At 60.0% G+C, this 20966-nt stretch carries 18 protein-coding genes and 1 pseudogene; 12 read left to right on the top strand and 7 right to left on the bottom strand.

Features of this window, described 5'->3' with window-relative positions; translation table 11 throughout:
* Positions 1 to 151: 151 nt before the first annotated feature.
* Together A6U98_RS20195 and A6U98_RS20190 are read left to right on the top strand one after the other, a co-directional pair.
* The gene (locus A6U98_RS20195; protein ID WP_064652165.1) at positions 152 to 799 is read left to right on the top strand and encodes a histidine phosphotransferase family protein; all 648 of its coding nucleotides are present in this window, start codon (positions 152 to 154) and stop codon (positions 797 to 799) included.
* 121 nt (positions 800 to 920) lie between these two features.
* Positions 921 to 1283 carry a response regulator gene (locus tag A6U98_RS20190; protein ID WP_003542364.1) on the top strand — a complete coding sequence of 121 codons (363 nt, stop codon included), beginning with the start codon at positions 921 to 923 and terminating at the stop codon, positions 1281 to 1283.
* A 217-nt stretch (positions 1284 to 1500) separates the two neighbouring features.
* Here the strand turns inward: A6U98_RS20190 and ctrA are convergent, their stop codons facing one another.
* The gene (gene ctrA, locus A6U98_RS20185) at positions 1501 to 2202 is read right to left on the bottom strand and encodes a cell cycle two-component system response regulator CtrA (protein WP_003542362.1); all 702 of its coding nucleotides are present in this window, start codon (positions 2200 to 2202) and stop codon (positions 1501 to 1503) included.
* Between the two features lie 436 nt (positions 2203 to 2638).
* Between ctrA and A6U98_RS20180 the strand changes: the two genes are divergently transcribed.
* Positions 2639 to 2989, top strand: coding sequence for a hypothetical protein (locus A6U98_RS20180; protein ID WP_003542353.1), 351 nt, complete (start codon positions 2639 to 2641; stop codon positions 2987 to 2989).
* Between the two features lie 207 nt (positions 2990 to 3196).
* On the opposite strand, the gene A6U98_RS20175 is transcribed toward A6U98_RS20180, so the two are convergent.
* On the bottom strand, positions 3197 to 3475 hold the full coding sequence (locus A6U98_RS20175) for a GNAT family N-acetyltransferase (protein ID WP_064652164.1): 279 nt from the start codon (positions 3473 to 3475) through the stop codon (positions 3197 to 3199).
* A gap of 55 nt (positions 3476 to 3530) precedes the next feature.
* On the opposite strand from A6U98_RS20175, the gene A6U98_RS20170 reads away from it, so the two are divergent.
* Entirely contained in the window at positions 3531 to 4088 is a 558-nt protein-coding gene (locus tag A6U98_RS20170; RefSeq protein ID WP_184500904.1) for a paraquat-inducible protein A, read from the top strand.
* Positions 4089 to 4111: 23 nt separating this feature from the next.
* Here the strand turns inward: A6U98_RS20170 and A6U98_RS20165 are convergent, their stop codons facing one another.
* On the bottom strand, positions 4112 to 4387 hold the full coding sequence (locus A6U98_RS20165; protein WP_007533628.1) for a DUF1153 domain-containing protein: 276 nt from the start codon (positions 4385 to 4387) through the stop codon (positions 4112 to 4114).
* A 391-nt stretch (positions 4388 to 4778) separates the two neighbouring features.
* On the opposite strand from A6U98_RS20165, the pseudogene A6U98_RS38040 reads away from it, so the two are divergent.
* Positions 4779 to 5624: pseudogene (locus A6U98_RS38040) on the top strand (LuxR C-terminal-related transcriptional regulator).
* A gap of 128 nt (positions 5625 to 5752) precedes the next feature.
* Here A6U98_RS38040 and A6U98_RS20155 read toward each other — a convergent pair.
* Together A6U98_RS20155 and cysQ are read right to left on the bottom strand one after the other, a co-directional pair.
* Complete coding sequence (locus A6U98_RS20155; protein ID WP_026158830.1) at positions 5753 to 6478, bottom strand: sugar transferase; 726 nt, start codon at positions 6476 to 6478, stop codon at positions 5753 to 5755.
* A 669-nt stretch (positions 6479 to 7147) separates the two neighbouring features.
* Positions 7148 to 7945 (bottom strand): 3'(2'),5'-bisphosphate nucleotidase CysQ, encoded by a 798-nt coding sequence (cysQ, locus tag A6U98_RS20150; RefSeq protein WP_064652162.1) that lies wholly within the window; start codon positions 7943 to 7945, stop codon positions 7148 to 7150.
* A gap of 545 nt (positions 7946 to 8490) precedes the next feature.
* On the opposite strand from cysQ, the gene A6U98_RS20145 reads away from it, so the two are divergent.
* The 6 genes from A6U98_RS20145 (at position 8491) to A6U98_RS20120 (ending at position 14025) form a co-directional block, all read left to right on the top strand.
* On the top strand, positions 8491 to 9393 hold the full coding sequence (locus A6U98_RS20145; protein ID WP_003542342.1) for a branched-chain amino acid ABC transporter permease: 903 nt from the start codon (positions 8491 to 8493) through the stop codon (positions 9391 to 9393).
* Between the two features lie 4 nt (positions 9394 to 9397).
* The gene (gene livM / locus A6U98_RS20140) at positions 9398 to 10789 is read left to right on the top strand and encodes a high-affinity branched-chain amino acid ABC transporter permease LivM (RefSeq protein WP_064652161.1); all 1392 of its coding nucleotides are present in this window, start codon (positions 9398 to 9400) and stop codon (positions 10787 to 10789) included.
* Positions 10789 to 11667, top strand: coding sequence for an ABC transporter ATP-binding protein (locus A6U98_RS20135; protein WP_003542337.1), 879 nt, complete (start codon positions 10789 to 10791; stop codon positions 11665 to 11667). Before livM ends, A6U98_RS20135 begins: the two co-directional genes overlap by 1 nt.
* On the top strand, positions 11667 to 12410 hold the full coding sequence (locus A6U98_RS20130) for an ABC transporter ATP-binding protein (protein ID WP_184500905.1): 744 nt from the start codon (positions 11667 to 11669) through the stop codon (positions 12408 to 12410). The genes A6U98_RS20135 and A6U98_RS20130 overlap by 1 nt, the downstream gene beginning before the upstream one ends.
* Before the next feature lie 19 nt (positions 12411 to 12429).
* Positions 12430 to 12783, top strand: coding sequence for a DUF6867 family protein (locus A6U98_RS20125; protein WP_017961754.1), 354 nt, complete (start codon positions 12430 to 12432; stop codon positions 12781 to 12783).
* Positions 12784 to 12903: 120 nt separating this feature from the next.
* Complete coding sequence (locus A6U98_RS20120) at positions 12904 to 14025, top strand: branched-chain amino acid ABC transporter substrate-binding protein (RefSeq protein WP_003542332.1); 1122 nt, start codon at positions 12904 to 12906, stop codon at positions 14023 to 14025.
* Between the two features lie 493 nt (positions 14026 to 14518).
* Here the strand turns inward: A6U98_RS20120 and A6U98_RS20115 are convergent, their stop codons facing one another.
* The gene (locus A6U98_RS20115; RefSeq protein ID WP_064652160.1) at positions 14519 to 15436 is read right to left on the bottom strand and encodes a DNA-binding response regulator; all 918 of its coding nucleotides are present in this window, start codon (positions 15434 to 15436) and stop codon (positions 14519 to 14521) included.
* Positions 15429 to 18815, bottom strand: coding sequence for an ATP-binding protein (locus A6U98_RS20110; RefSeq protein WP_064652159.1), 3387 nt, complete (start codon positions 18813 to 18815; stop codon positions 15429 to 15431). Before A6U98_RS20110 ends, A6U98_RS20115 begins: the two co-directional genes overlap by 8 nt.
* 179 nt (positions 18816 to 18994) lie before the next feature.
* On the opposite strand from A6U98_RS20110, the gene A6U98_RS20105 reads away from it, so the two are divergent.
* A complete protein-coding gene (locus A6U98_RS20105; RefSeq protein ID WP_064652158.1) occupies positions 18995 to 20899 on the top strand; it encodes a phosphatase PAP2 family protein in 1905 nt (634 codons plus the stop codon).
* The last annotated feature ends 67 nt before the right edge of the window (positions 20900 to 20966 follow it).

Below are 20966 nucleotides of genomic sequence, written 5' to 3'. Positions count from 1 at the left end.
GCGGCGATTGGTGCATTTTGCGCCGATGATCTTAACAATCGGTTTACCAAATATGGTGTCATTATGGCACCGAGTACGATCGCAAACTTCGCGCAATTTTGATGAAGCATATTCCGGGCGCAATGAAATTGCCGCCCATCAGGAGACAATGATGTCCAAGAACCCCAATCTCACCCTGTCCGGCCCGGATCTGGCCGCGCTTCTTTGCAGCCGCGTTTGCCACGATGTCATCTCGCCGGTCGGCGCGATCAATAACGGACTGGAGCTTCTGGATGAAGGGGGCGCCGATGCCGATGCGATGGACCTGATCCGCACCAGCGCTCTCAATGCTTCCGTCCGCCTGAAATTCGCACGTCTCGCCTTCGGCGCGTCGGGCTCCGTCGGCGCCTCGATCGACACCGGCGAGGCCGAGCGTGCAGCCAAGGATTTCGCCGTCGCCGAAAAAAAGACCGAGGTGATCTGGAACGGACCGCGCGCCATCGTCGCCAAGAACCGTGTCAAGCTGCTGCTCAACCTCTTCCTCGTTGCCTATTCCGCCATTCCGCGCGGCGGCGTGCTCGAGGTAACGCTCGAAAATCCCGAGTTCGATGCGAAGTTCAAGCTCACGTCCAAAGGCAAACTGATGCGCTTGCCGCCGAAGTTCGTCGAGATATCGACCGGCACTATCGAGGAAGCGATCGATGCCCATTCGATCCAGCCCTATTACACCGTGCTTCTGGCGCAGGAGTGCGGAATGACGCTTGATCACAGCGCCAGCGCCGACGAACTGGTGTTCACGGCAGTAGCTGTGGCGGCCTGATTTCGGAGCGCTGACATGTGTCGGCGTCCCGTCCGGTAACGATTCGTTAGCCTGATGGACCTATTCTCCAGGGTTGTAAGAGGCCTCTTGCTGCGACGAATGCGGGGGCAAAGGAGCGGCCATGCAAAGGTTCATGATCACCGATAATTCGGACATCGTCCGCAAGGTCGGCAAGCGCATTCTCTCCGAACTCGACTTTCTCGTCAGCGAGGCCTCCAACGCCGGCGAGGCGCTGCAGCGCTGCCAGGCGGAGCTGCCGGAATATCTGATCGTCGATTCCGGCATGGAAGGCGCCCTCGACCTTATCGCTGCCATCCGTGCTATGGAGGGCGGCAAAGAGGTCAAGATCTATTACTGCGTCGTCGAGGCGGATCTGAAGAAACTCATGGCGGGCAAACGGGCCGGGGCCACCGACTTCCTACTGAAGCCGTTCGATCGCAAGATTCTGACCGCCGTTTTCGGAAACCGAGCGATCGCCGCCTGACGGGCAGATCTCTTTCCGCCGACATAGCATCACTGGAGCATGATGCCGCGTGCAAGCGGTTTCGGCCGACCCGAACTATTTCCTAGATCGAAATAACAGAGGATTTCAGGCCGATCCGGCCTGAGGTGAGGGCGGATCCTATTGCGCAGGCAGAAACGAAAAATCCCGCCGAAAGGCGGGATCTTCGTTTATCCGATAAGGGGGATCGGAAAAAATATCAGGCGGTTTCGGCGTATTCGGCACCATCCGGCTCGCGAAGAACGTAACCACGGCCCCAAACGGTCTCGATGTAGTTGGCGCCGCCGGCGGCGTTGGCAAGCTTCTTGCGGAGCTTGCAGATGAAGACGTCGATGATCTTCAGTTCCGGCTCGTCCATGCCGCCGTAAAGGTGGTTCAGGAACATTTCCTTGGTGAGGGTGGTGCCCTTGCGGAGCGAAAGCAACTCCAGCATCTGATATTCCTTGCCCGTCAGGTGGACGCGCTGGCCGCCGACTTCGACCGTCTTGGCATCGAGGTTGACGATCAGTTCGCCGGTCATGATGACCGACTGGGCGTGGCCCTTGGAGCGACGGACGATAGCGTGGATGCGGGCGACGAGCTCGTCCTTGTGGAACGGCTTGGTCATGTAGTCGTCAGCACCGAAACCGAGGCCGCGAACCTTGTCTTCGATACCGGCCATGCCCGATAGAATAAGGATGGGCGTCTTGACCTTGGACAGCCGAAGAGTGCGAAGCACTTCATATCCGGACATGTCGGGCAAGTTCAGATCGAGAAGGATGATATCATAATCATACAGCTTGCCCAGATCGACGCCTTCTTCACCGAGATCGGTGGTATAAACATTAAAACTCTCTGATTTCAGCATCAACTCGATGCTCTGCGCCGTCGCGCTGTCATCCTCGATTAGAAGTACCCGCATAATTATCCCCTTTACCGCCGCCGAAAGGTGGTCTGGCCCCCTACACGATACCGAACACGCTACGTGATTTGAAAGCTGCCACGAAATGGTTAACAAATTCTAATTCACTCTGGCAAGGAGTATCGAATTTATTAAACAATTTTTCCATTTCTCTGTTTTCCAATAGGAATCTCAAAAAGGTGCTCCTCAACTTTAACATTAGGAAACAGCGCTAAGTGATTCATCCGACTCGCCAATGAAAAGGTTCGAACTTCATGCCTCGGCATTTACCGACCCTTAAATCATCGGGCCTATCATTAACGATGCCCGTAAACGAAAGGTTACCAGCGGTAGGTATTTGTTAATATCGCAGGAAATTTTTTAGCAAACCGTGTCAAAGCGGCGCGCAGGGCGGTTTCAAGTTGAGCCGGGGTCTCGCATCACGGGAGTAATGCGTATGAAGTCGCGAGAAAGTCTCGTTCGCCTGAAGGAATTTCAGGTGAACGAAAAACGACGTCAGTTGCAGCAGTTGCAGATGATGATGTCTGAATTCGAACGGATGACGAAGGATCTGGAGAGCCAGATCGTCGTCGAGGAAAAGAAGTCCGGTATTTCCGATCCGAATCACTTTGCTTATCCGACCTTCGCCAAGGCCGCACGTCAGCGGGCCGACAACCTGCAGGTTTCGATCAAGGAACTGAAGATGCAGGAAGAGACGCTGGAAATGGCGCTCGAGGAGATGCAGGCGGAATATGCAAGGGCCACAGCGCTGGAAGAGCGTGACGGCGGCGCCAGAGCAAGGGCGTAACAGAAACGGCTGGGTGCCGGCTTCGGCGCCCTGGGATGGCCACTGAGAAGCCATGTATGATGGGCGCGCTGTCCGTCATACATGGCTTTTGGTGTTTGCCTTACGGTGTCGCTCCCATCGGAAACGAACTTCGTCACCTGCGGGGACGATTTGTCTTATGCATGTCTTTGTCCCCAAAACCCGCTGTGCACTTTTGGGCGACATGCATTAATTCACGACATCCTTCCATTCCGGATGGCGTTGCGCCTGCGCCTTGAAGAAGGGGCAGAGCGGGATGATCTTCCAGCCGCCGGTGCGGGCTGTCTCCACGGCGTGGAGCGCCAGTGCCTGGCCGACACCTTTGCCGCGCAGCGCATCGGGAACGGCCGTGTGATCGATGATGATGAGCTTCGGCGATGTGCGTGAATAGGTCATCTCCGCCTCGTGCCCTTCGACCTTTGCGGCATAGCGGCCGCCGGAGACGCCTTCCTCACTTCGAATGTCCATTGTCTTTCCTCATAACCGATATTGTCGTAGCAGACCGTGACATGGTGGCGCGGTCGTGCCAAGCCGTGGAGGCAATACAGGCAGGAGACAGAGTGTTCATGCAAAATGTCGGATCGGGTTCAATGCAATGAGTGCGCTTTCGATGGCTCGCCCCGTGCTTCTCGTGGCCGCGCCGTTCTTCCTGGCGCTCGGCCTCGTCTTGCCGCTGGTCCGTTTCGAGACGCTGTATTTCTTCGACAAGACGCCGTCGCTGATCGAAATCATCGTCTCGCTTTGGCAGGGCGGGGACGGGCTGCTGGCGGCAATCGTCGCCCTGGTTTCGATCCTGCTCCCGTTTCTGAAGATGATCGGCATCACCGTGGAGGCGATGGGGATCACCGCAGAAGCGACGGCCGCCGGGGGGGCCGCCAGCCTGTTCTATCGTCGCGTCGTACCGCATCTATCCAAGTGGTCGATGATGGATGTGCTGCTCGTCGCGATCGTCATTGCGGCGGCGAAGACGACGGGGCTGGCGGATGCATTCACGCAGCCCGGCCTCTGGTGCTACGCGGCCTCGTCAATGATTTCGGGCCTTCTTCATTCCCTCATGGGAGATGCGTCCGGCCCGAAATAAATGTCGTCAATGCTGGGGTGTGATCAGTGACGATATTGCTGAATGCGCGTGGTGCGCAGGCCGGCAAGACCGTGGCTGTTGATCGACGACTGCCAGGACAGGAATTCTTCGACCGTGAGCGTGTAACGCTCGCAGGCCTCTTCCAAGCTCAACAAGCCACCGCGGACAGCCGCGACAACCTCTGCCTTCCGGCGAATCACCCAGCGCCGCGTATTGGGCGGCGGAAGATCCGCGATCGTCAGGGGGCTGCCATCGGGGCCGATGACATATTTTACTCGGGGACGTATCATTTCGGTCATTGGACTCTCTACACAACGCAAGACCACGAGCCCCACTCTAGCCTGCCACATTTAAAAATTGCCTAAACCCATCGTAAGACTTTGATAACAAATTTAGACGCCCGCCCTGGCTGGTGATGGGGGCGGCTGCCTGCCGCTACGTCAATTTGTAGCGCCTGCATGGGAGCCATGCGGAATAAATATTAGCTGATTTCCAGGGACGATCTGATAAGTGCGGCAACATAGAATGAGCGCAAGACTTCGTCTCCGTTCTTCCCGCTGTATCGTCCAGTTCGCGTTTTCGATGCTTCGTATCCTCGGGATGCGGGCAGAAACCGTCTTTGCTGATGCGTCGGGCTTTTCGCCGCCGGCAGCGAGGCCGAGCCGAAGCTGGCCATACGAGGATATGAAGTTGAAAAGACGTGAACGCGCAGTCGGCGACTGCGCTGAGGATGCTGCATTTTCGCCTTCGCAGGCCGATGGCGCTGGGGTTTCGGCCGACGACGGCAAGGAACGGCTCGACGCGATGGCGAAGCTTGCGGGCTTCGATTTCTCGCTGCTCTCGGCTTTCCCGCGAGGCGACCGCACAGCTTTCACCGAAAACCGGTTGATCAGCAATTGGCCGCAAAGCCTTATCGGCTTTTACGAGGCTGCCGATCTCTTCTATTGCAGCAGACTGGTGACCGCGATGAAGCGGACGATTGTGCCGATCTTTTGCGAGGATGGGGCGTTTGCGGGCAGCGCCGCCAATCGGGAAAACCGCAAACTCAACGTGCTTTTTCAGATGCACGGGCTGAAGAATACCTTCGCCTTCACGCTGCACGACGCTGACCTGAAACAATACATCTTCGCCTTCTCAGGCGGCTGTCCCGCCCACGCGAGAGCAGGCGATGGCGCTGCTCTACGGCTGCATGGAGCTCCCGGACAAGGTTTCGCGTAGTAGGAGCATGGAGGATGGCCCGTTGGGGAGACGCTCACCCGGCGCGAAATCGAATGCCTGCGACGCTGCCTGATTCCTTAAATCGGAATCGATTTAAGGAATCAGGCAGCAATTCAAAGTGCTACTGCGTCCTTTGCGCGTCTAAAAAGACCCGCGGCCCTGTCGTCGGCGGCCGGCAAGAGCAGCGACGAGATCGCGATCATTCTCGATCTCTCGTCGCATACGGTGGTGGGTTATCTGAACAGCGCGATGCGCAAGCTCGATTCGGTCAGCCGCATGCAGGCGGTCGCCAGAGCATTGCGGTACCGGCTGCTCTGAGGCAGCCGGCCCTTTCTCACAAAGCTAAGGCTGGGAAGCAAGCGCAAAGTGTGCATCGCTTTTTGTGCGACATGCGCAAAAACAAAGACTGAAGCGCGAGGAGCGAATCTGAAAGATCGCGACGCGCTTTAGAAGCCTTTTCCGCGGGTCAGCTCCGACACGACGGTTCCGAAAATGATGCGCATGTCCATCAAGATCGAAAAATTCCCGACGTAGTAGAGATCGCTGGCGATGCGAGCGCGCGCCTTGGCCGGACGATCGGTCGGGCCGCGCAGGCCGCGCATCTGGGCAAGACCCGTCATGCCAGGGCGCATCGCATGGCGCTGATGGTATTCCGGTACGAGCTCTTCGTAGAGCACGCCGCCGGCGCGCATGCCGATCGCATGGCAGCGCGGGCCGACGACCGACATGTGGCCCAGCAGCACGTTCAACAGCTGCGGCAACTCATCGACATTCGTGCGGCGCAGAATGGCACCGACGCGAGTGACGCGCGGATCGTTCATTACCGTCTGGGCAACGCCGGAGACGTCGCAGAGGTCGGTGCGCATGGAACGGAACTTGTAGACCTTGATGGCCTTGCAGTTCTTGCCCCAGCGGGTCTGCTTGAAGAGTACCGGGCCCGGGCTATCGATCTTGATCAGCAGGGCGACGAACAGAAGGAAAGGGGCAAGGACGAGGAGGGCGCTCAACGACGAAACAATGTCGAACGCCCGCTTCAGGACCAGATCCACCAACGGCGCCTGCGGCGCATCGCTGTGGATAACAGGGGTCTGGATCTTCAGGCTCGGCTGCTGGCGGCGGCTCGGCCGGAAGGACTCTGTCGAAATGCTGTTGTTTAGTTCTGTGATGCTCAAGGATCGTACTCTGTTGTCTTCGAGGGGGCGCGGCGGCAATAGGCGATCAATGGTTAACCCTGTCACCAGGGCTGCACTCAGGTCTTGGTAACCCTACTAAAACGGAAAAATGCGACAATTGTGTAATGGTGTCCAGAGAAATATCGCATCGCAGCAAATCTTTCGCATTTGCGTTAAGTTGAGGCAAGCTCATGATATTTCGTTAATAATTGAAATTTTGTCAAAGTTTCTAGGCCTTTGGAGGGGTTCGGCGGGGGCTGGTGACGTGCCGTTTCGACACGTGGCCCATGGCTCTCGAGCGGATTTCTTAACGGAAGACGAGGCGAAATTTTTCTGATGAAGATATCGATCGTTGTCGATGCCGTGTCAGAATGTGACAAAATCAAGGCAGAATTGGTGGCGGTATAGCGTCTGGAAAAGATACAGAGCGACAAGTTCACGGCCAGAATCACTAGGGAGGACCAATCGCGCGAATCACTCCACAGCTGCAAATGGGTCGTGGACACGTTTCCAGGCGCGGAGGGGGAGGATGTTTGGCGGGTAATGGGACGGCCCGCTCAAATGGGGACGCCCGGAGGTCGATCGCGGATTGTTGCGACGGGCCCGAACGCGTGGCGACGATGCAAAGGATTGCGCCACTTGCCGCTATTCAGTGATTCCCGCGGGTGATCACGCCGGTTCTAGGACGCGTTTCCTGCCACCCCAGGAGATGAAGTTCGGGTTGGCGAAGTCGAAATCGGCCGCCGTTCCCGTCTTGCCGTAGGTCAGCGGCGTTCCGTCCAGCGTCACCGTCGAACCGCCAGCGGCGCGCAGCACAGCATCGCCGGCCGCGGTGTCCCATTCCATCGTGCGGGTGAAGCGCGGATAGACGTCGGCCTTGCCTTCGGCCAGCAGGCAGAACTTCAGAGAGGAGCCGATATTGGTGCATTTGAAAATCGCGTGGTCGGCGAGGAAGCTTCCGGTCTCCGGGCTGTTGTGGCGAAGGCTTGCAAGCGCCAGCCTGTCGTCCGGCTGTTCGCGCACCGTGATTGCGCTGCGTGCGCCAACCGTGAAATCGTCCATGACGACGAGCCTTTCGGCGTGGCCGCGTTCTCCCGAGAAGGCAAGCCCCAGCGCCGGCGCATAGACGATGCCAGCCACCGGGGCGCCATTCTCGATATAGGCGATGTTGACGGTGAATTCCTGTCGTCCGTCGACGAATTCACGGGTGCCGTCGAGAGGGTCGACCAGGAAGAAGCCTCGGCCGGCGATGTCGGGCACCTTGCCGGCGGCGACCGATTCTTCCGCCACGACGGGTATTTCGGGATAATCTCTGGCGAGATGAGTGAGGATGATACGTTCGGCCTCCTCGTCGGCGACCGTGACCGGACTTGCATCCGCCTTCATGGCGACGGGGAAACCTTCGCGCAAGACCGTGATGATGGCCTTGCCGGCTTCGAGCGCCGCCTTTTCAAATGTCCTCAGCATAGTCCTTTTGCCGTTCGCCACGCGGGCCGAGCACCCCGCTGTCGCTCGTCCGCAAACCATCCCTGTCACAACCAGATACGCAAGCTTATATGGTGTTCCCCGTTGTGCTCCGCATCCCTCAATACGCAGCCTGATGATGCTACCATAAGTTTTCAGCCTTGTCAGACGAAGATGCGGCATCACTCGTGAAATGGCATTCGTCCAAGCGGCCGCCTTGGGGTCGGAATTTGCTCCATCTTCCAATTCTGTGGAATAGCTTACGCAGCAAGCAGTGCAGGAAATCGACGGCGACATCTCCGGATGGTTAACCCAATGGCAGTTTCTGGCTAAAAATGGGCCCCGCTCTGCCGTTTTTCTGTGGATTTTGGTTCAAAATGCGCCAGTTAACCCTGTTTCCGCAAGAATCTGTCGGAGTAAATCCTTTTTGTCTTCACATTTTCGACGAAACCGCTATGCATTCGGCCTATGAGGTTCCCTGAAACGGGGAACCGAAGAACCAAAAAGAGATGCAGCATGTTTCGCTCGCATCCAGGGGAAAACGACATATGGAGTATTTCGTCCAGCAGCTCTTAAACGGGCTGACGCTCGGATCCATCTATGGCCTCGTGGCTATTGGCTATACGATGGTTTACGGCATTATCGGCATGATCAATTTCGCCCATGGCGACATCTTCATGCTCGGTGGTTTCGCCGCTCTTATCGTCTTCCTCGTCCTCACATCCATCTTCGCAGGTCTCCCGGTGGCCGTTCTGCTGCTGGTGATGCTTGTTGTTGCGATGCTGATGACGAGTTTGTGGAATTGGACGATCGAGCGCGTCGCATACCGGCCCCTGCGCGGGTCCTTCCGCCTGGCGCCGCTGATTACCGCGATCGGCATGTCGATCACGCTGTCCAACTTCATCCAGGTGACGCAGGGTCCACGCAACAAGCCGATCCCGCCGATGGTGAGCTCGGTCTACCAGTTCGGCAACATCTCGGTGTCGCTGAAGCAGATCATCATCATCGTGATCACCGCAGTGCTGCTGACGATCTTCTGGTACATCGTCAATCGTACGGCACTCGGCCGTGCCCAGCGCGCCACTGAGCAGGATCGCAAGATGGCGGCGCTGCTCGGCGTCAACGTCGACCAGACGATCTCCATCACCTTCGTTATGGGTGCGGCACTCGCGGCCGTGGCCGGCACGATGTACCTGATGTATTATGGCGTCGCCTCGTTCAACGACGGCTTCACGCCTGGTGTGAAGGCCTTCACGGCAGCCGTTCTCGGCGGGATCGGTTCGTTGCCCGGCGCCGTCTTCGGCGGTCTCCTTATCGGCCTTATCGAGTCGCTGTGGTCGGCATACTTCACCATCGCCTACAAGGACGTCGCCACCTTTGCGATCCTGGCTTTCGTGTTGATCTTCAAGCCGACCGGCATCCTCGGGCGGCCGGAAGTCGAGAAGGTATAACGTCATGGCAAACATCGAAAATTCTGCAGGCAAGCCCGATGCCGGACTTGTCCGCAAAGGCCTTACCGAAGCTCTTTTCGCCGCCGTCCTGTCGTTCGGCATGTTCGTTCTCTATGTCGGCCTCAAGACCGATCAGAACATCAGCAACGAGTTGATCATTGTCCAGCGCTGGGGCCTGCTTGCGATCTTCGTCGCGGTCGCCGCCATCGGCCGCTTCGCCATGGTCGTTTTCATCAGGCCGAATATCGACCGCCGCAAGCTCAGCAAGGCGCGCGAGGGCGAGCTCGACCTCTCGACAGAGAAGAGCTTCTTCCACCGGCATTTCCTGAAGATCGCGCTGATCGCGCTGCTGCTTTATCCCATGGTGGTGGTGGCGATCAAAGGCCCTCAGGGCTCGCTGACATATGTCGACAACTTCGGCATCCAGATCCTGATCTATGTGATGCTCGCCTGGGGGCTGAACATCGTCGTCGGCCTCGCCGGCCTGCTGGACCTCGGCTATGTCGCCTTCTATGCCGTCGGTGCTTACTCCTACGCGCTGCTTTCGAGCTATTTCGGCCTGTCCTTCTGGGTGCTGCTGCCGCTTTCGGGCGTCTTCGCGGCACTCTGGGGCGTCATTCTCGGCTTCCCGGTGCTGCGCCTGCGCGGCGATTACCTTGCCATCGTGACGCTTGCCTTCGGTGAAATCATTCGTCTCGTCCTCATCAACTGGACTGAAGTGACGAAGGGCACCTTCGGTATCTCGAGCATCCCGAAGGCAACACTCTTCGGCATTCCCTTCGATGCGACGGCCGGCGGGTTTGCCAAGCTCTTTCACCTGCCGATCTCCTCGGCCTATTACAAGATCTTCCTGTTCTATTTGATCCTGGCGCTCTGCATGCTGACGGCCTATGTCACCATCCGGCTGCGGCGCATGCCGATCGGACGCGCCTGGGAAGCTTTGCGCGAAGATGAGATCGCCTGCCGTTCGCTCGGCATCAATACGGTGACGACCAAGCTCACCGCCTTTGCGACAGGCGCGATGTTTGCCGGTTTCGCTGGCTCGTTCTTCGCTGCCCGCCAGGGCTTCGTCTCGCCGGAATCCTTCGTCTTCCTGGAATCGGCCGTCATTCTCGCCATTGTTGTCCTTGGCGGCATGGGGTCGTTGACCGGCATCGCAATCGCCGCCATCGTCATGGTCGGCGGCACCGAGTTGCTGCGCGAGATGAGCTTCCTAAAGCTCATCTTCGGACCAGATTTTACGCCGGAACTCTACCGCATGTTGATCTTCGGCCTCGCCATGGTTGTCGTCATGCTGTTCAAGCCGCGCGGCTTCGTCGGCTCGCGTGAGCCGACAGCCTTCCTCAGAGAGCGCAAGGCGATATCCGGAAGCTTCATCAAGGAGGGCCATGGTTGATGAGCCCCGTAACGACGAATACGATGTCTGACGACACTCTTCTCAAGGTCGAACACCTGTCGATGAAGTTCGGCGGCCTGATGGCCATCAACGACTTCTCCTTCGAAGCCAAGCGTGGCGATATCACCGCGCTGATCGGGCCGAACGGCGCCGGCAAGACGACCGTCTTCAACTGCATCACCGGCTTCTACAAGCCGACGATGGGCATGATCACGTTCAACCAGAAGAGCGGCAAGCAATACCTGCTGGAGCGCCTGCCGGACTTTCGCATCACCAGGGAAGCCAAGGTTGCGCGTACCTTCCAGAACATCCGGCTGTTCTCCGGCCTGACCGTTCTCGAAAACCTGCTGGTTGCCCAGCACAACAAGCTGATGAAGGCATCCGGTTATACGATCCTCGGCCTTATCGGTGTCGGCCCCTATAGGCGGGAAGCCGCCGAGGCAATCGAGCTTGCTCGTTTCTGGCTTGAGAAGGCCGACCTGATCGACCGCGCCGACGACCCCGCCGGCGATCTGCCCTACGGCGCCCAGCGGCGTCTCGAAATCGCCCGCGCCATGTGCACCGGCCCGGAGCTGCTTTGCCTGGATGAACCGGCTGCCGGCCTCAACCCACGGGAATCGGCAACACTCAACGCGCTGCTGAAGAGCATTCGCGCCGAAACCGGAACGTCGATCCTGCTGATCGAGCACGACATGTCTGTGGTCATGGAAATCTCCGACCACGTCGTTGTCCTCGAATATGGTCAGAAGATTTCCGATGGCACACCGGATCACGTGAAGAACGATCCGCGGGTCATCGCGGCCTATCTCGGTGTCGAGGATGAAGAAGTGGAAGAGGTGATCGCAGCCGTCGAGCAGCTCGAAGGAGGCGCAAACTGATGGGCGATGAAGCAATGACGGGTCAACCGCTCCTTCAGGTGAATGGCGTCGAAACCTATTACGGCAATATCCGGGCGTTGGCCGGCGTCGATGTCCACGTCAACAAGGGCGAGATCGTCAGCCTGATCGGCGCCAACGGCGCTGGCAAGTCGACACTGATGATGACGATCTGCGGCAGCCCGCAGGCGCGCACCGGTTCGGTGGTCTTTGAGGGCCGCGACATCACCCGCATGCCGACGCATGAAATCGCCCGTCTGCGCATTGCACAGTCGCCGGAAGGCCGCCGCATCTTCCCGCGCATGACAGTTCTGGAAAATCTTCAGATGGGCGCTGGCCTCGATAATCTGAAACACTTCGCCGAAGACGTCGAGAAGATCTTCACGCTCTTCCCGCGCCTCAAGGAACGTCACGCCCAGCGGGGTGGAACACTTTCGGGCGGCGAGCAGCAGATGCTGTCGATCGGCCGCGCGCTGATGGCGCGCCCGAAGCTGCTGCTTCTGGACGAACCCTCGCTCGGTCTTGCGCCGCTGATCGTCAAGGGCATCTTCGAGGCGATCAGGAAGCTCAACGAGGCGGAGGGGCTGACCGTTTTCCTCGTCGAGCAGAACGCGTTCGCCGCGCTCAGGCTTTCTCACCGCGCCTACGTGATGGTGAACGGCAAGGTGACGATGAGCGGCTCCGGCAAGGAGCTTCTTGCCAATCCCGAGGTCCGCGCCGCCTATCTCGAAGGCGGAAGACACTAGGTCGAAAGGAGAGTTTGACATGCAGGGACTTTTCTTCGAAGCGGATGCCGGCCCCCTTGTGGCGATCCGTGTCATCGTCTTGCTCTTAGGCTTCTGGACGGCGTGGCGCGCCGGCAAAGCGGTTGCCGAGGGCTGGAGCGATTATCCGCTGGTCATCGTCTATACATTTCTGCTCGCCTGGGCGATGCAGTTCCTGCATCATGCCCTGTTCAATGGGCCGATGCTGAACGCCTTCTACTATATCCTCGACTTCGTGACGCTGCTGGTGTTCTCGACGGCCGGCTTCCGCTACCGCCGCACCAATCAGATGGTTAACAACTATTACTGGCTGTACGAAAAAACTTCCGCGTTTTCGTGGAAGGACAAACATTGACAGTCCGTTGAAACTAGGCATGAATTGCCTTCCGAGTGGAACAGCTTTCCTGGCGCAGTCAATGGTGGGTAGTGCGCTGGGCCTTGGACCGGAACCCGCCCAAAAATTGGGAGTAATAATATGAAGAAGTCTCTTCTGTCGGCAGTGGCTCTGACGGCGATGGTCGCCTTCAGCGGCAACGCGTGGGCCGACGTTCTCATCGCTGTCGCTGGTCCGCTGACTGGCCCGAACGCCGCGTTCGGTGCTCAGCTCCAGAAGGGTGCTGAACAGGCAGCCGCCGACATCAACGCGGCTGGCGGCATCAACGGCGAGCAGATCAAGATCGAGCTCGGCGACGACGTCTCCGACCCGAAGCAGGGCATTTCGGTCGCCAACAAGTTCGCTGCTGACGGCGTCAAGTTCGTCATCGGCCACTTCAACTCCGGCGTTTCGATCCCGGCTTCGGAAGTCTATGCCGAAAACGGCATCCTCGAAATCACCCCGGCCGCGACGAACCCGACCTTCACGGAACGGGGCCTCTGGAACACGTTCCGCACCTGCGGCCGTGACGACCAGCAGGGTGCCATCGCCGGCAAATATCTTGCCGATCACTTCAAGGACGCCAAGATTGCTGTCGTTCACGACAAGACCCCCTACGGTCAGGGCCTTGCCGACGAAACCAAGAAGGCAATGAATGCCGCCGGCGTCACGGAAGTCATCTACGAAGGCATCAACGTCGGCGACAAGGACTTCTCGGCCCTTATCGCCAAGATGAAGGAAGCCGGCGTCTCGATCATCTATTGGGGTGGTCTGCACACCGAAGCCGGTCTCATCATCCGCCAGGCGGCCGACCAGGGCCTGAAGGCGACGCTGGTTTCGGGCGACGGTATCGTTTCGAACGAACTGGCCTCGATCGCTGGCGACGCCGTCGCCGGTACGCTGAACACCTTCGGTCCCGATCCGACGGCGAACCCTGCAAACAAGGAACTCGTCGAAAAGTTCAAGGCCGCTGGTTTCAATCCGGAAGCCTACACGCTCTATTCCTACGCTGCGATGCAGACGATCGCCGGGGCCGCCAAGGCTGCCGGTTCGCTGGATCCTGAGGCCGTTGCCAAGGCCATGAAGGAAAAGGGACCGTTCCCGACCGTTCTCGGCGACATTTCGTTCGACGAGAAGGGCGACCCGAAGATTCCTGGCTACATCATGTACGAATGGAAGAAGGGTCCGGACGGCAAGTACAGCTACTTCCCGCAGGGCATGTAAGCCTCGCTTCCCTTTATGGGAGATGATTATCGAAGCCCGGTTCCGACCGGGCTTCTTTCTTTTGGCGAGTGTTTCAATTCCGGCCTGGCTATAGTGCCGCAATCGCTCATCGATCGTCCCCAGGAAGACGGCGCGTTACGGTGCCCGGCAGTTCGCTTCGGTGGAGGGGTTGTTGACGGCGGCCGATTTCGGCACCGGAAAACAGCACGATCCGTGGAGCGGGGCTTGACGTCTACGACGCGGAAGCTGAGGCGCCGGGGCAGATGGAGACCCGCCACGGAACAGATGCGGATGGCCATGGGCATGAAGGTGGTCGAGAACGTGACGGCGTTTTTCGAGGGCAGCGATGTGCCGCATCGGCTGGTTTAGCGACCAAAGCGCATAGCGATCTTTCAGATTCGCTCGTCGCGCTTTAGATCTTTGTTTTTGCGCATGTCGTTAGCGCAAAACCCCTGCACCCTTTTGCGCGACATGCTTAGCCTCCATCACCCTCTTACATCTCGTACAGCACGTGCGTGGCTTTCACGGCGGCCGAGGCGCGGTTCTCGACGCCGAGCTTCACGTAAATCTGTTCGAGGTGTTTGTTCACCGTCCGCGCCGACAGTCCCAATATTTCGCCGATGTCGCGGTTGGCCTTGCCTTTGGCGATCCAGAGCAGCACTTCGGATTCGCGCTGGGTGAGCGAGAAGCGCTGGCGCAGCACCTCGTCGTCGCTGCGCTGATTGGCGGCGGTGAGGCGGAAGAGATATTCGTCAGGGCCGATTGCGCCGAGGAAGGCGAGCTGAAGCGCTGCCTGGCCGGCATGGGCGATCGAGATGATGCCGTCGCGCACCGCGGCGACGCGGTCACGCATCCAGCCGGCGATATGCCGGACGACGATTTCCATGCCATCGTCGCTGCCCATGGCGGCATTGACCAGCCGTGTCGCTTGCGGCGTTGACCAGTGGATGGCGCCGTCGCCCTTGACTGCCAACAGATGGCGGCCGGCTGCGTCGAGCGCCACGCGGGCGCTCTGGGCCGAGCGGGCATTGCGCAGATGAACACGGATGCGGGCGCGCAGTTCGTCGATGTTGATCGGCTTGCTGAGATAATCGACGCCGCCGGATTCCAGCGCGTGCACGACATGCTCCGTCTCGGTCAGACCGGTCATGAAGATGACAGGCACCTGCGCCACCGCGGCATTCGCCTTCAGCCGGCGGCAGGTCTCGAAGCCGTCCATGCTGGGCATGACAGCGTCGAGCAGGATGAGATCGGGCGTGATGCGCTCGACGATACCAAGTGCCGCCGCGCCCGATGTGGCGATCAGCACGGAGAAGCCGGATTGTTCGAGCGCGTCGGTCATGAAGCCGAGTGCTTCGGCGGAGTCGTCGACCAGCAGAACGATGTCGCGGGGAAGGGCCGGCTCAGCCAATGGATTCCACCTTTTCGTCGAAGTCGTGCAGGAAGGTCATGAAGCCGGCGAGATCGAAGGCGGCGACATAGGCGCGAAGTTCCCCCGTGAATGGCTGATTTGCCTCCACCTTGGCAAGGTCCGAAAGCTTGGCTTCGATGCCTCTGATATAGCCGATCTCGCCGAGCCGCAGCAATTCCTGCACATGGGCAGCACCTGGGCTCAGCATCGGCGCTTCGATCTCGACAGGAACGGCTGGCGTGGCATCGGCATAGATCCATGTCAGGCCAAGATGCAGGGCGAGCTTGTCGCGCAACTGGCGGATGTCGACCGGCTTGCCGATCGCATCATTGTGGCTGTCGTCACTGTCGCTAAGAACGGCCGCATCACCGATATTGGCCGACAGCATCAGCACCGGCGCCATCTGGCCGGCCTCACGCAGACGCGAGACGAGCTGCCAGCCGTTCATGCCGGGCATCAGAATATCGACGAGGAAAAGGTCCGGCATGATGCCCTCGATCAGCGTCAGGCATTCGCCGCCGCCTGCCGCCGTCAGCACGATGAAATCGAGCGGCGCCAGGATCTCGCGCATCATCTCGCGGTGGTCCTCGTTATCGTCGACGACGACGATCGTGCGGCGCGGGCCGTCATAACCGACAACGCGCTTCTCCTGTGGCGCGGCGGCCACGGCACGCATGACGGCGGACAGCATCAGCCGGACGCGGAAGGTCGAGCCTTCGTCCTTTATGCTCGAAACCGAAATCTCGCCTCCAAGCGTATTGGTCAAAAGCCGGGTAATGGTGAGGCCGAGGCCGAGCCCCGGCATTGGCCGCACGCTTTCGGCCTCGCCGCGCTGGAAGGGTTCGTAGATACGGGGCAGGTCTTTCTCGGTGATGCCGCGGCCGGTATCGGCAACGGTGAAGGTCGCGACCTGGCTGCGATAGCCGACGTCGAAGGTGACGCTGCCCTCGTCAGTGAACTTTATGGCATTGGAGAGCAGGTTGACCAGGATCTGGCGCAGGCGCTTTTCGTCGGTGCGGACGAATTGCGGCAAGGCCGGCGCGCGCTCATGGATGAAGGCAAGCCCTTTTGCCTGCGCCTGCGGGCGGAACATATCGACGATCTGGTCGAGGAAATCCTGGATGTTGATCTCGTTGGAATAGACCTGCAGGCGGCCGGCCTCGATCTTGGAAATATCGAGCAGGCCGTCGATCAGCCCGGAGAGGTGTTCGGCGCTGCGGCGGATGACCTTGATCGAGGATTGGCGCGGCGCCGGGATGGTCTCGTCGCGTTCGAGGATCTGGGCGTAGCCGAGCACCGCGTTCAGCGGCGTGCGTAATTCATGGCTGAGCCCGACGACATAGCGGCTCTTGGCGCGGTTGGCGGCCTCGGCGGTTTCCTTGGCGTTCTGCAAGGCGGCGTCGGTCTTCTTGTGGGCGGCGATTTCCTTGAGCAGCAGCGTGTTCTGGCGTGAGGATTCCTCCTCGGCAACGACGCGGCTGTCATGGGCGAGCACATAGAACCAGCAGACGACGCCTGAGATCACCGAGAAGACGAAGAAGACGATGAGGATGGTGCGATTGACGACCTCACCCGTCTCGGGCGAGGCGGAGGCGACCTGATGGGCAATCATCGCCAGGATCGCGCCGATAGCGGTCAATGCCAAAACGACGGCGATGCCGTAGCGGCCAAGGCGCGTCGTCAGCTTCCCCAGAATGGCTTCCGGCAGCAGCGCCTTGGCGACGGTGCCGACCTGTGCGTTGAAACGGGCGGCCGGCTTGCACATATCGTGGCAGCGGCTGTCGAGCGAGCAGCAGAGCGAGCAGATCGGCGCGGCATAGGCCGGGCACCAGGCCATGTCCTCCGGCTCGAAGGGATGCTCGCAGACCGAGCAGGTGATGTTCGTCAGGTTTTTCCAGCTCTGGCGCGGCTTGCGGGCGAGATAGAACTTGCCTTTCGTCGCCCAGGCGATGACAGGCGAGGTGACCAGCGCGATGACAAGGGTAATATAGGGCGCGAGCGAGGCGGCGATCTCCCCGAAGGCGCCGAAATGGGCAATCAGCGACACTGTCGCCGACAGCGTCATGGCGCCGAGGCCGACCGGGTTGATGTCGTAGAGGTGGGCACGCTTGAACTCGATGCCGGGAGGAGCCAGCCCCAGCGGCTTGTTGATGAAGAGATCGGCAGAGATCGTGCAGAGCCAGGCCATGGCGATGATCGAGAAGATGCCGAGCGTCTCCTCCAGCAGCCGGTAGATGCCGAGTTCCATCAAAAGCAGGGCGATTGCGACGTTGAAGACCAGCCAGATGACGCGGCCGGGATGGCTGTGGGTCAGCCGCGAGAAGAAGTTCGACCAGGCGAGCGAACCGGCATAGGCGTTCATCACATTGATCTTCAGCTGCGAGACGACGACGAAGGCGGCCATCAACAGCAGTGCGCCATTATGCCAGGGGACCATGTAGCCGAAGGCGGTCAGATACATCTGCGCCGGGTCGGCGGCGCGATCGAGGGGGACGCCCGAGGTGAAGGTCAGTACGACCAGAAATGAACCAGCAAGCAACTTCGGCGCGCCGATGATGACCCAGCCGGGCCCGGCGAGAAAGATCGCCAGGCGGTGGCGCCACTTGCGCTGCGGGTCCGGCGGCAGGAAGCGCAGGAAGTCGGCCTGTTCGCCGATCTGCGACATCAGCGCCAGGATGACGGCGGAGGCAGCGCCGAACTCCACCAGATCGAATTCGGCGATGGTGCCGGGCGGGCCGGAGGCATGGCGGATGCCGGCGAAGGCGCGCCAGAGATCGAATTTTTCCCAGTCCAACAGGGCGATGAAGATGAAGGGAAGGATATTCAGCACGATCCAGAAGGGCTGGGTCATCAGCTGGAACTTGCTGATCAGCCGCACGCCGTGCGTCACCAGCGGGATCACCATGACGGCGCTGATGATGTAGCCGATCCAGAGCGGGATGCCGAGGGTGAGCTCCAACGCCCCGGACATGATCGAAGCCTCGATCGCAAACAGCATGAAGGTGAAGCTTGCATAGATCAGCGAAGTGATGGTCGAGCCGATATAGCCGAAGCCCGCGCCGCGCGTCAGAAGATCGATGTCGACGCCGTGGCGGATAGCGTAGCGGCTGATCGGCAGGCCAATCGCCAGCATGGCGATCGAGGCGACGATGATGGCGTAAAAGGCGTTGGTGGTGCCGTAGGAGAGGGTGATCGCACCGCCGATCGCCTCCAGCGCCAGGAAGGAGATCGCGCCGATCGCCGTCTGCGAGATGCGCTGCGACGAGAAATGGCGGGCGCTCTTTGCGGTAAAGCGCAGCGCGTAATCTTCCAGCGTCTGGTTGGCGACCCAGCGATTATATTCGCGTCTTACCGGAATGATGCGTTGGCGCGCTGCCATGTCTTCCTTTCCGGCATTCCGGTTGGGGTCATCGTCTCTCCGGCAGTTTTGGCGGGATGGATTGGAAAGGCAAGAGGCGAGCACCGGCTGGTTCATAGAATGGCAATATTTTTGCAATTGATCTGTCGCATGAGAGCTCTAACTCTCCCGGCGTTCGTTCAACCATTTCGGGTATCACCATGTCTGTTTTAAGCCTTTGCCGCCTGAGCACCGCCCTCGTCTGCCTTCTTTCCATCGTGCCATCGCTTGCCAGCGCCGAGCAGGCCACGGCGGCGAAAGCGCCTTATGCGCAGGCCGGAAATACCAACAAGCGTGGTGACGCCTGCTTCTCGACGGCGGACACCAACGCCGCCGTTCATCTCCTCTCCGGCTTCCTCGAAATCTGGACCCCGCGCACGCCTTTTGTCGATGCGGGTGTCGAAGCCCCGGCCAAGGACAATTGCCCGGCGGTCGCCAAGACGGATTGGGATGGTATTCCCGCCAGCAAGACGGACGGCCATATCGTCAACCAGGCCGTCCATGACGCCAACATTGCCTATGTCGTCAATGCGACGCGGGCGCGGACGGCCGATCAGGCGGTGGCTGCCTATCTCGACGATCGGCGCGGCAAGAATGCCAGCATCGTCGATGGCCTCGGTCCGCTGACCGATGCCTGGAAGGCCGGCTCGAAGCAGACCACCACGATCACCGCGGTGGCGGCCGACGCGACGACGATCAAATATGACGACAAGGGCAACAATCGCGGCGCCGGCAGCAAGCCGGACGCGGAAAACAAGACCGATGCCAACCCCGACATGGGCCTTGCAATCGACTTCATCAACGCCGCAAGCGGTGACGGCTCGACGGAGCCTGCCAAGCGCTATTTCAAATATGGCCGTCCCTACCGCTGGAGCCAAGACGTGTCGGTCGTTCCGACGCTGGAACCCGCCAAGAGCGGCAAGCCGGTCGAGGACGGCGGTTTCCCGAGCGGGCATACGGCGGAAGCCTGGCGGGATGCGCTCGCCATGGCCTATCTCGTACCGCAGCGCTTTCAGGAAATGATCACGCGCGCCAGCGAACTCGGCGAAGACCGCATCCTCGCCGGCATGCATTCTCCTCTCGACGTGATGGGCGGCCGGATGCTCGGCACCGCTACGGTCGTCTACAATCTGAACAAGGCCGACAATGCGGCGCTGAAGAGCGATGCTTACGCCCAAGCGCAGGCATGGCTTGTCGCCAAATCAGGCGTTGCGGATGCGGGCGCGCTCGAGGTTGCCGCCCATGCGGCACCGCTGGCTACAGATCGCTTCGCTGATCATGACGCCAATCGCGCTTACGTGCTGCAGCGCCTGAGCTACGGCCTGCCGACGATCCATGCGACCGATCAGCCGGCGCGCGTGCCGCAGGGCGCCGAAGCGCTTCTCGAAACGCGTCTGCCCTATCTGGACGGCGAGCAACGCCGCGACGTGCTGAAGACGACGGAGATTGCCTCCGGCTACCCGCTCCTCGACGACGCGGAAGGTTTCGGCCGTCTCAACCTGTTTGCCGCCGCCGACGGTTACGGTGCGTTCGAACAGGACGTCACCGTGACGATGGACGCGGCAAAGGGCGGTTTCAATTCGATCGATACCTGGCGGAACGACATCACCGGCAAGGGCGGGCTGGTGAAGCGCGGCAAAGGCATCCTCGGGCTGTCGGGCGCCAACAGCTATACCGGCGGCACCATGCTGGAAGAGGGCGCGCTGGTGGCCCTGTCGCCGTCGGCCTTCGGTCGTGGCGGGCTGACGGTTAACGGTGGTTCGCTCGTTCTGGCGGCCGGCAAGCCGTTGACCGTGAGCGGCGATTATCAGCAGCTCGCCAATGCCACGACGAAGCCGGCGCTCGGCGCGAACGGCGGAGGCACGCTGGTCGTCGAGGGCAAGGCGGCGCTGGCCGGCGACCTCGACGTGACGCTTGTCGATGGCTATGTCCCGACGCCCGGAACCAAGATCGAAATCCTGAAGGCGAGTGCCGTGACCGGCACTTTCGGCAAGGTCACCGTCTCCGGCCACAAGGCGAGCCTCTCCTACGGCCCGACATCAGTTACCTTGACGATCGACGGATAATTCCTCCGAAAGAATCGACAGGGCATCTCCCGCGGTGGGGGATGCCACCTCTCTTCCGGCCTGCTGC

The sequence above is a fragment of the Rhizobium sp. WYCCWR10014 genome (assembly GCF_001657485.1).
In the GTDB taxonomy this organism is placed as follows: Bacteria; Pseudomonadota; Alphaproteobacteria; order Rhizobiales; family Rhizobiaceae; genus Rhizobium.
Note: the sequence above shows the minus strand (reverse complement) of the source record. Positions and strands in the feature narration are given on the sequence as shown.

Excerpts from the sequence above, each read along its gene's own strand:
- A6U98_RS20195 (WP_064652165.1), top strand. The coding sequence starts at position 152 with ATGTCCAAGAACCCCAATCTCACCCTGTCCGGCCCGGATCTGGCCGCG.
- A6U98_RS20190 (WP_003542364.1), top strand. The coding sequence starts at position 921 with ATGCAAAGGTTCATGATCACCGATAATTCGGACATCGTCCGCAAGGTC.
- ctrA (WP_003542362.1), bottom strand. The coding sequence starts at position 2,202 with ATGCGGGTACTTCTAATCGAGGATGACAGCGCGACGGCGCAGAGCATC.
- A6U98_RS20180 (WP_003542353.1), top strand. The coding sequence starts at position 2,639 with ATGAAGTCGCGAGAAAGTCTCGTTCGCCTGAAGGAATTTCAGGTGAAC.
- A6U98_RS20175 (WP_064652164.1), bottom strand. The coding sequence starts at position 3,475 with ATGGACATTCGAAGTGAGGAAGGCGTCTCCGGCGGCCGCTATGCCGCA.
- A6U98_RS20165 (WP_007533628.1), bottom strand. The coding sequence starts at position 4,387 with ATGACCGAAATGATACGTCCCCGAGTAAAATATGTCATCGGCCCCGAT.
- cysQ (WP_064652162.1), bottom strand. The coding sequence starts at position 7,945 with ATGCTGAGGACATTTGAAAAGGCGGCGCTCGAAGCCGGCAAGGCCATC.
- A6U98_RS20145 (WP_003542342.1), top strand. The coding sequence starts at position 8,491 with ATGGAGTATTTCGTCCAGCAGCTCTTAAACGGGCTGACGCTCGGATCC.
- livM (WP_064652161.1), top strand. The coding sequence starts at position 9,398 with ATGGCAAACATCGAAAATTCTGCAGGCAAGCCCGATGCCGGACTTGTC.
- A6U98_RS20135 (WP_003542337.1), top strand. The coding sequence starts at position 10,789 with ATGAGCCCCGTAACGACGAATACGATGTCTGACGACACTCTTCTCAAG.
- A6U98_RS20130 (WP_184500905.1), top strand. The coding sequence starts at position 11,667 with ATGGGCGATGAAGCAATGACGGGTCAACCGCTCCTTCAGGTGAATGGC.
- A6U98_RS20125 (WP_017961754.1), top strand. The coding sequence starts at position 12,430 with ATGCAGGGACTTTTCTTCGAAGCGGATGCCGGCCCCCTTGTGGCGATC.
- A6U98_RS20120 (WP_003542332.1), top strand. The coding sequence starts at position 12,904 with ATGAAGAAGTCTCTTCTGTCGGCAGTGGCTCTGACGGCGATGGTCGCC.
- A6U98_RS20110 (WP_064652159.1), bottom strand. The coding sequence starts at position 18,815 with ATGGCAGCGCGCCAACGCATCATTCCGGTAAGACGCGAATATAATCGC.
- A6U98_RS20105 (WP_064652158.1), top strand. The coding sequence starts at position 18,995 with ATGTCTGTTTTAAGCCTTTGCCGCCTGAGCACCGCCCTCGTCTGCCTT.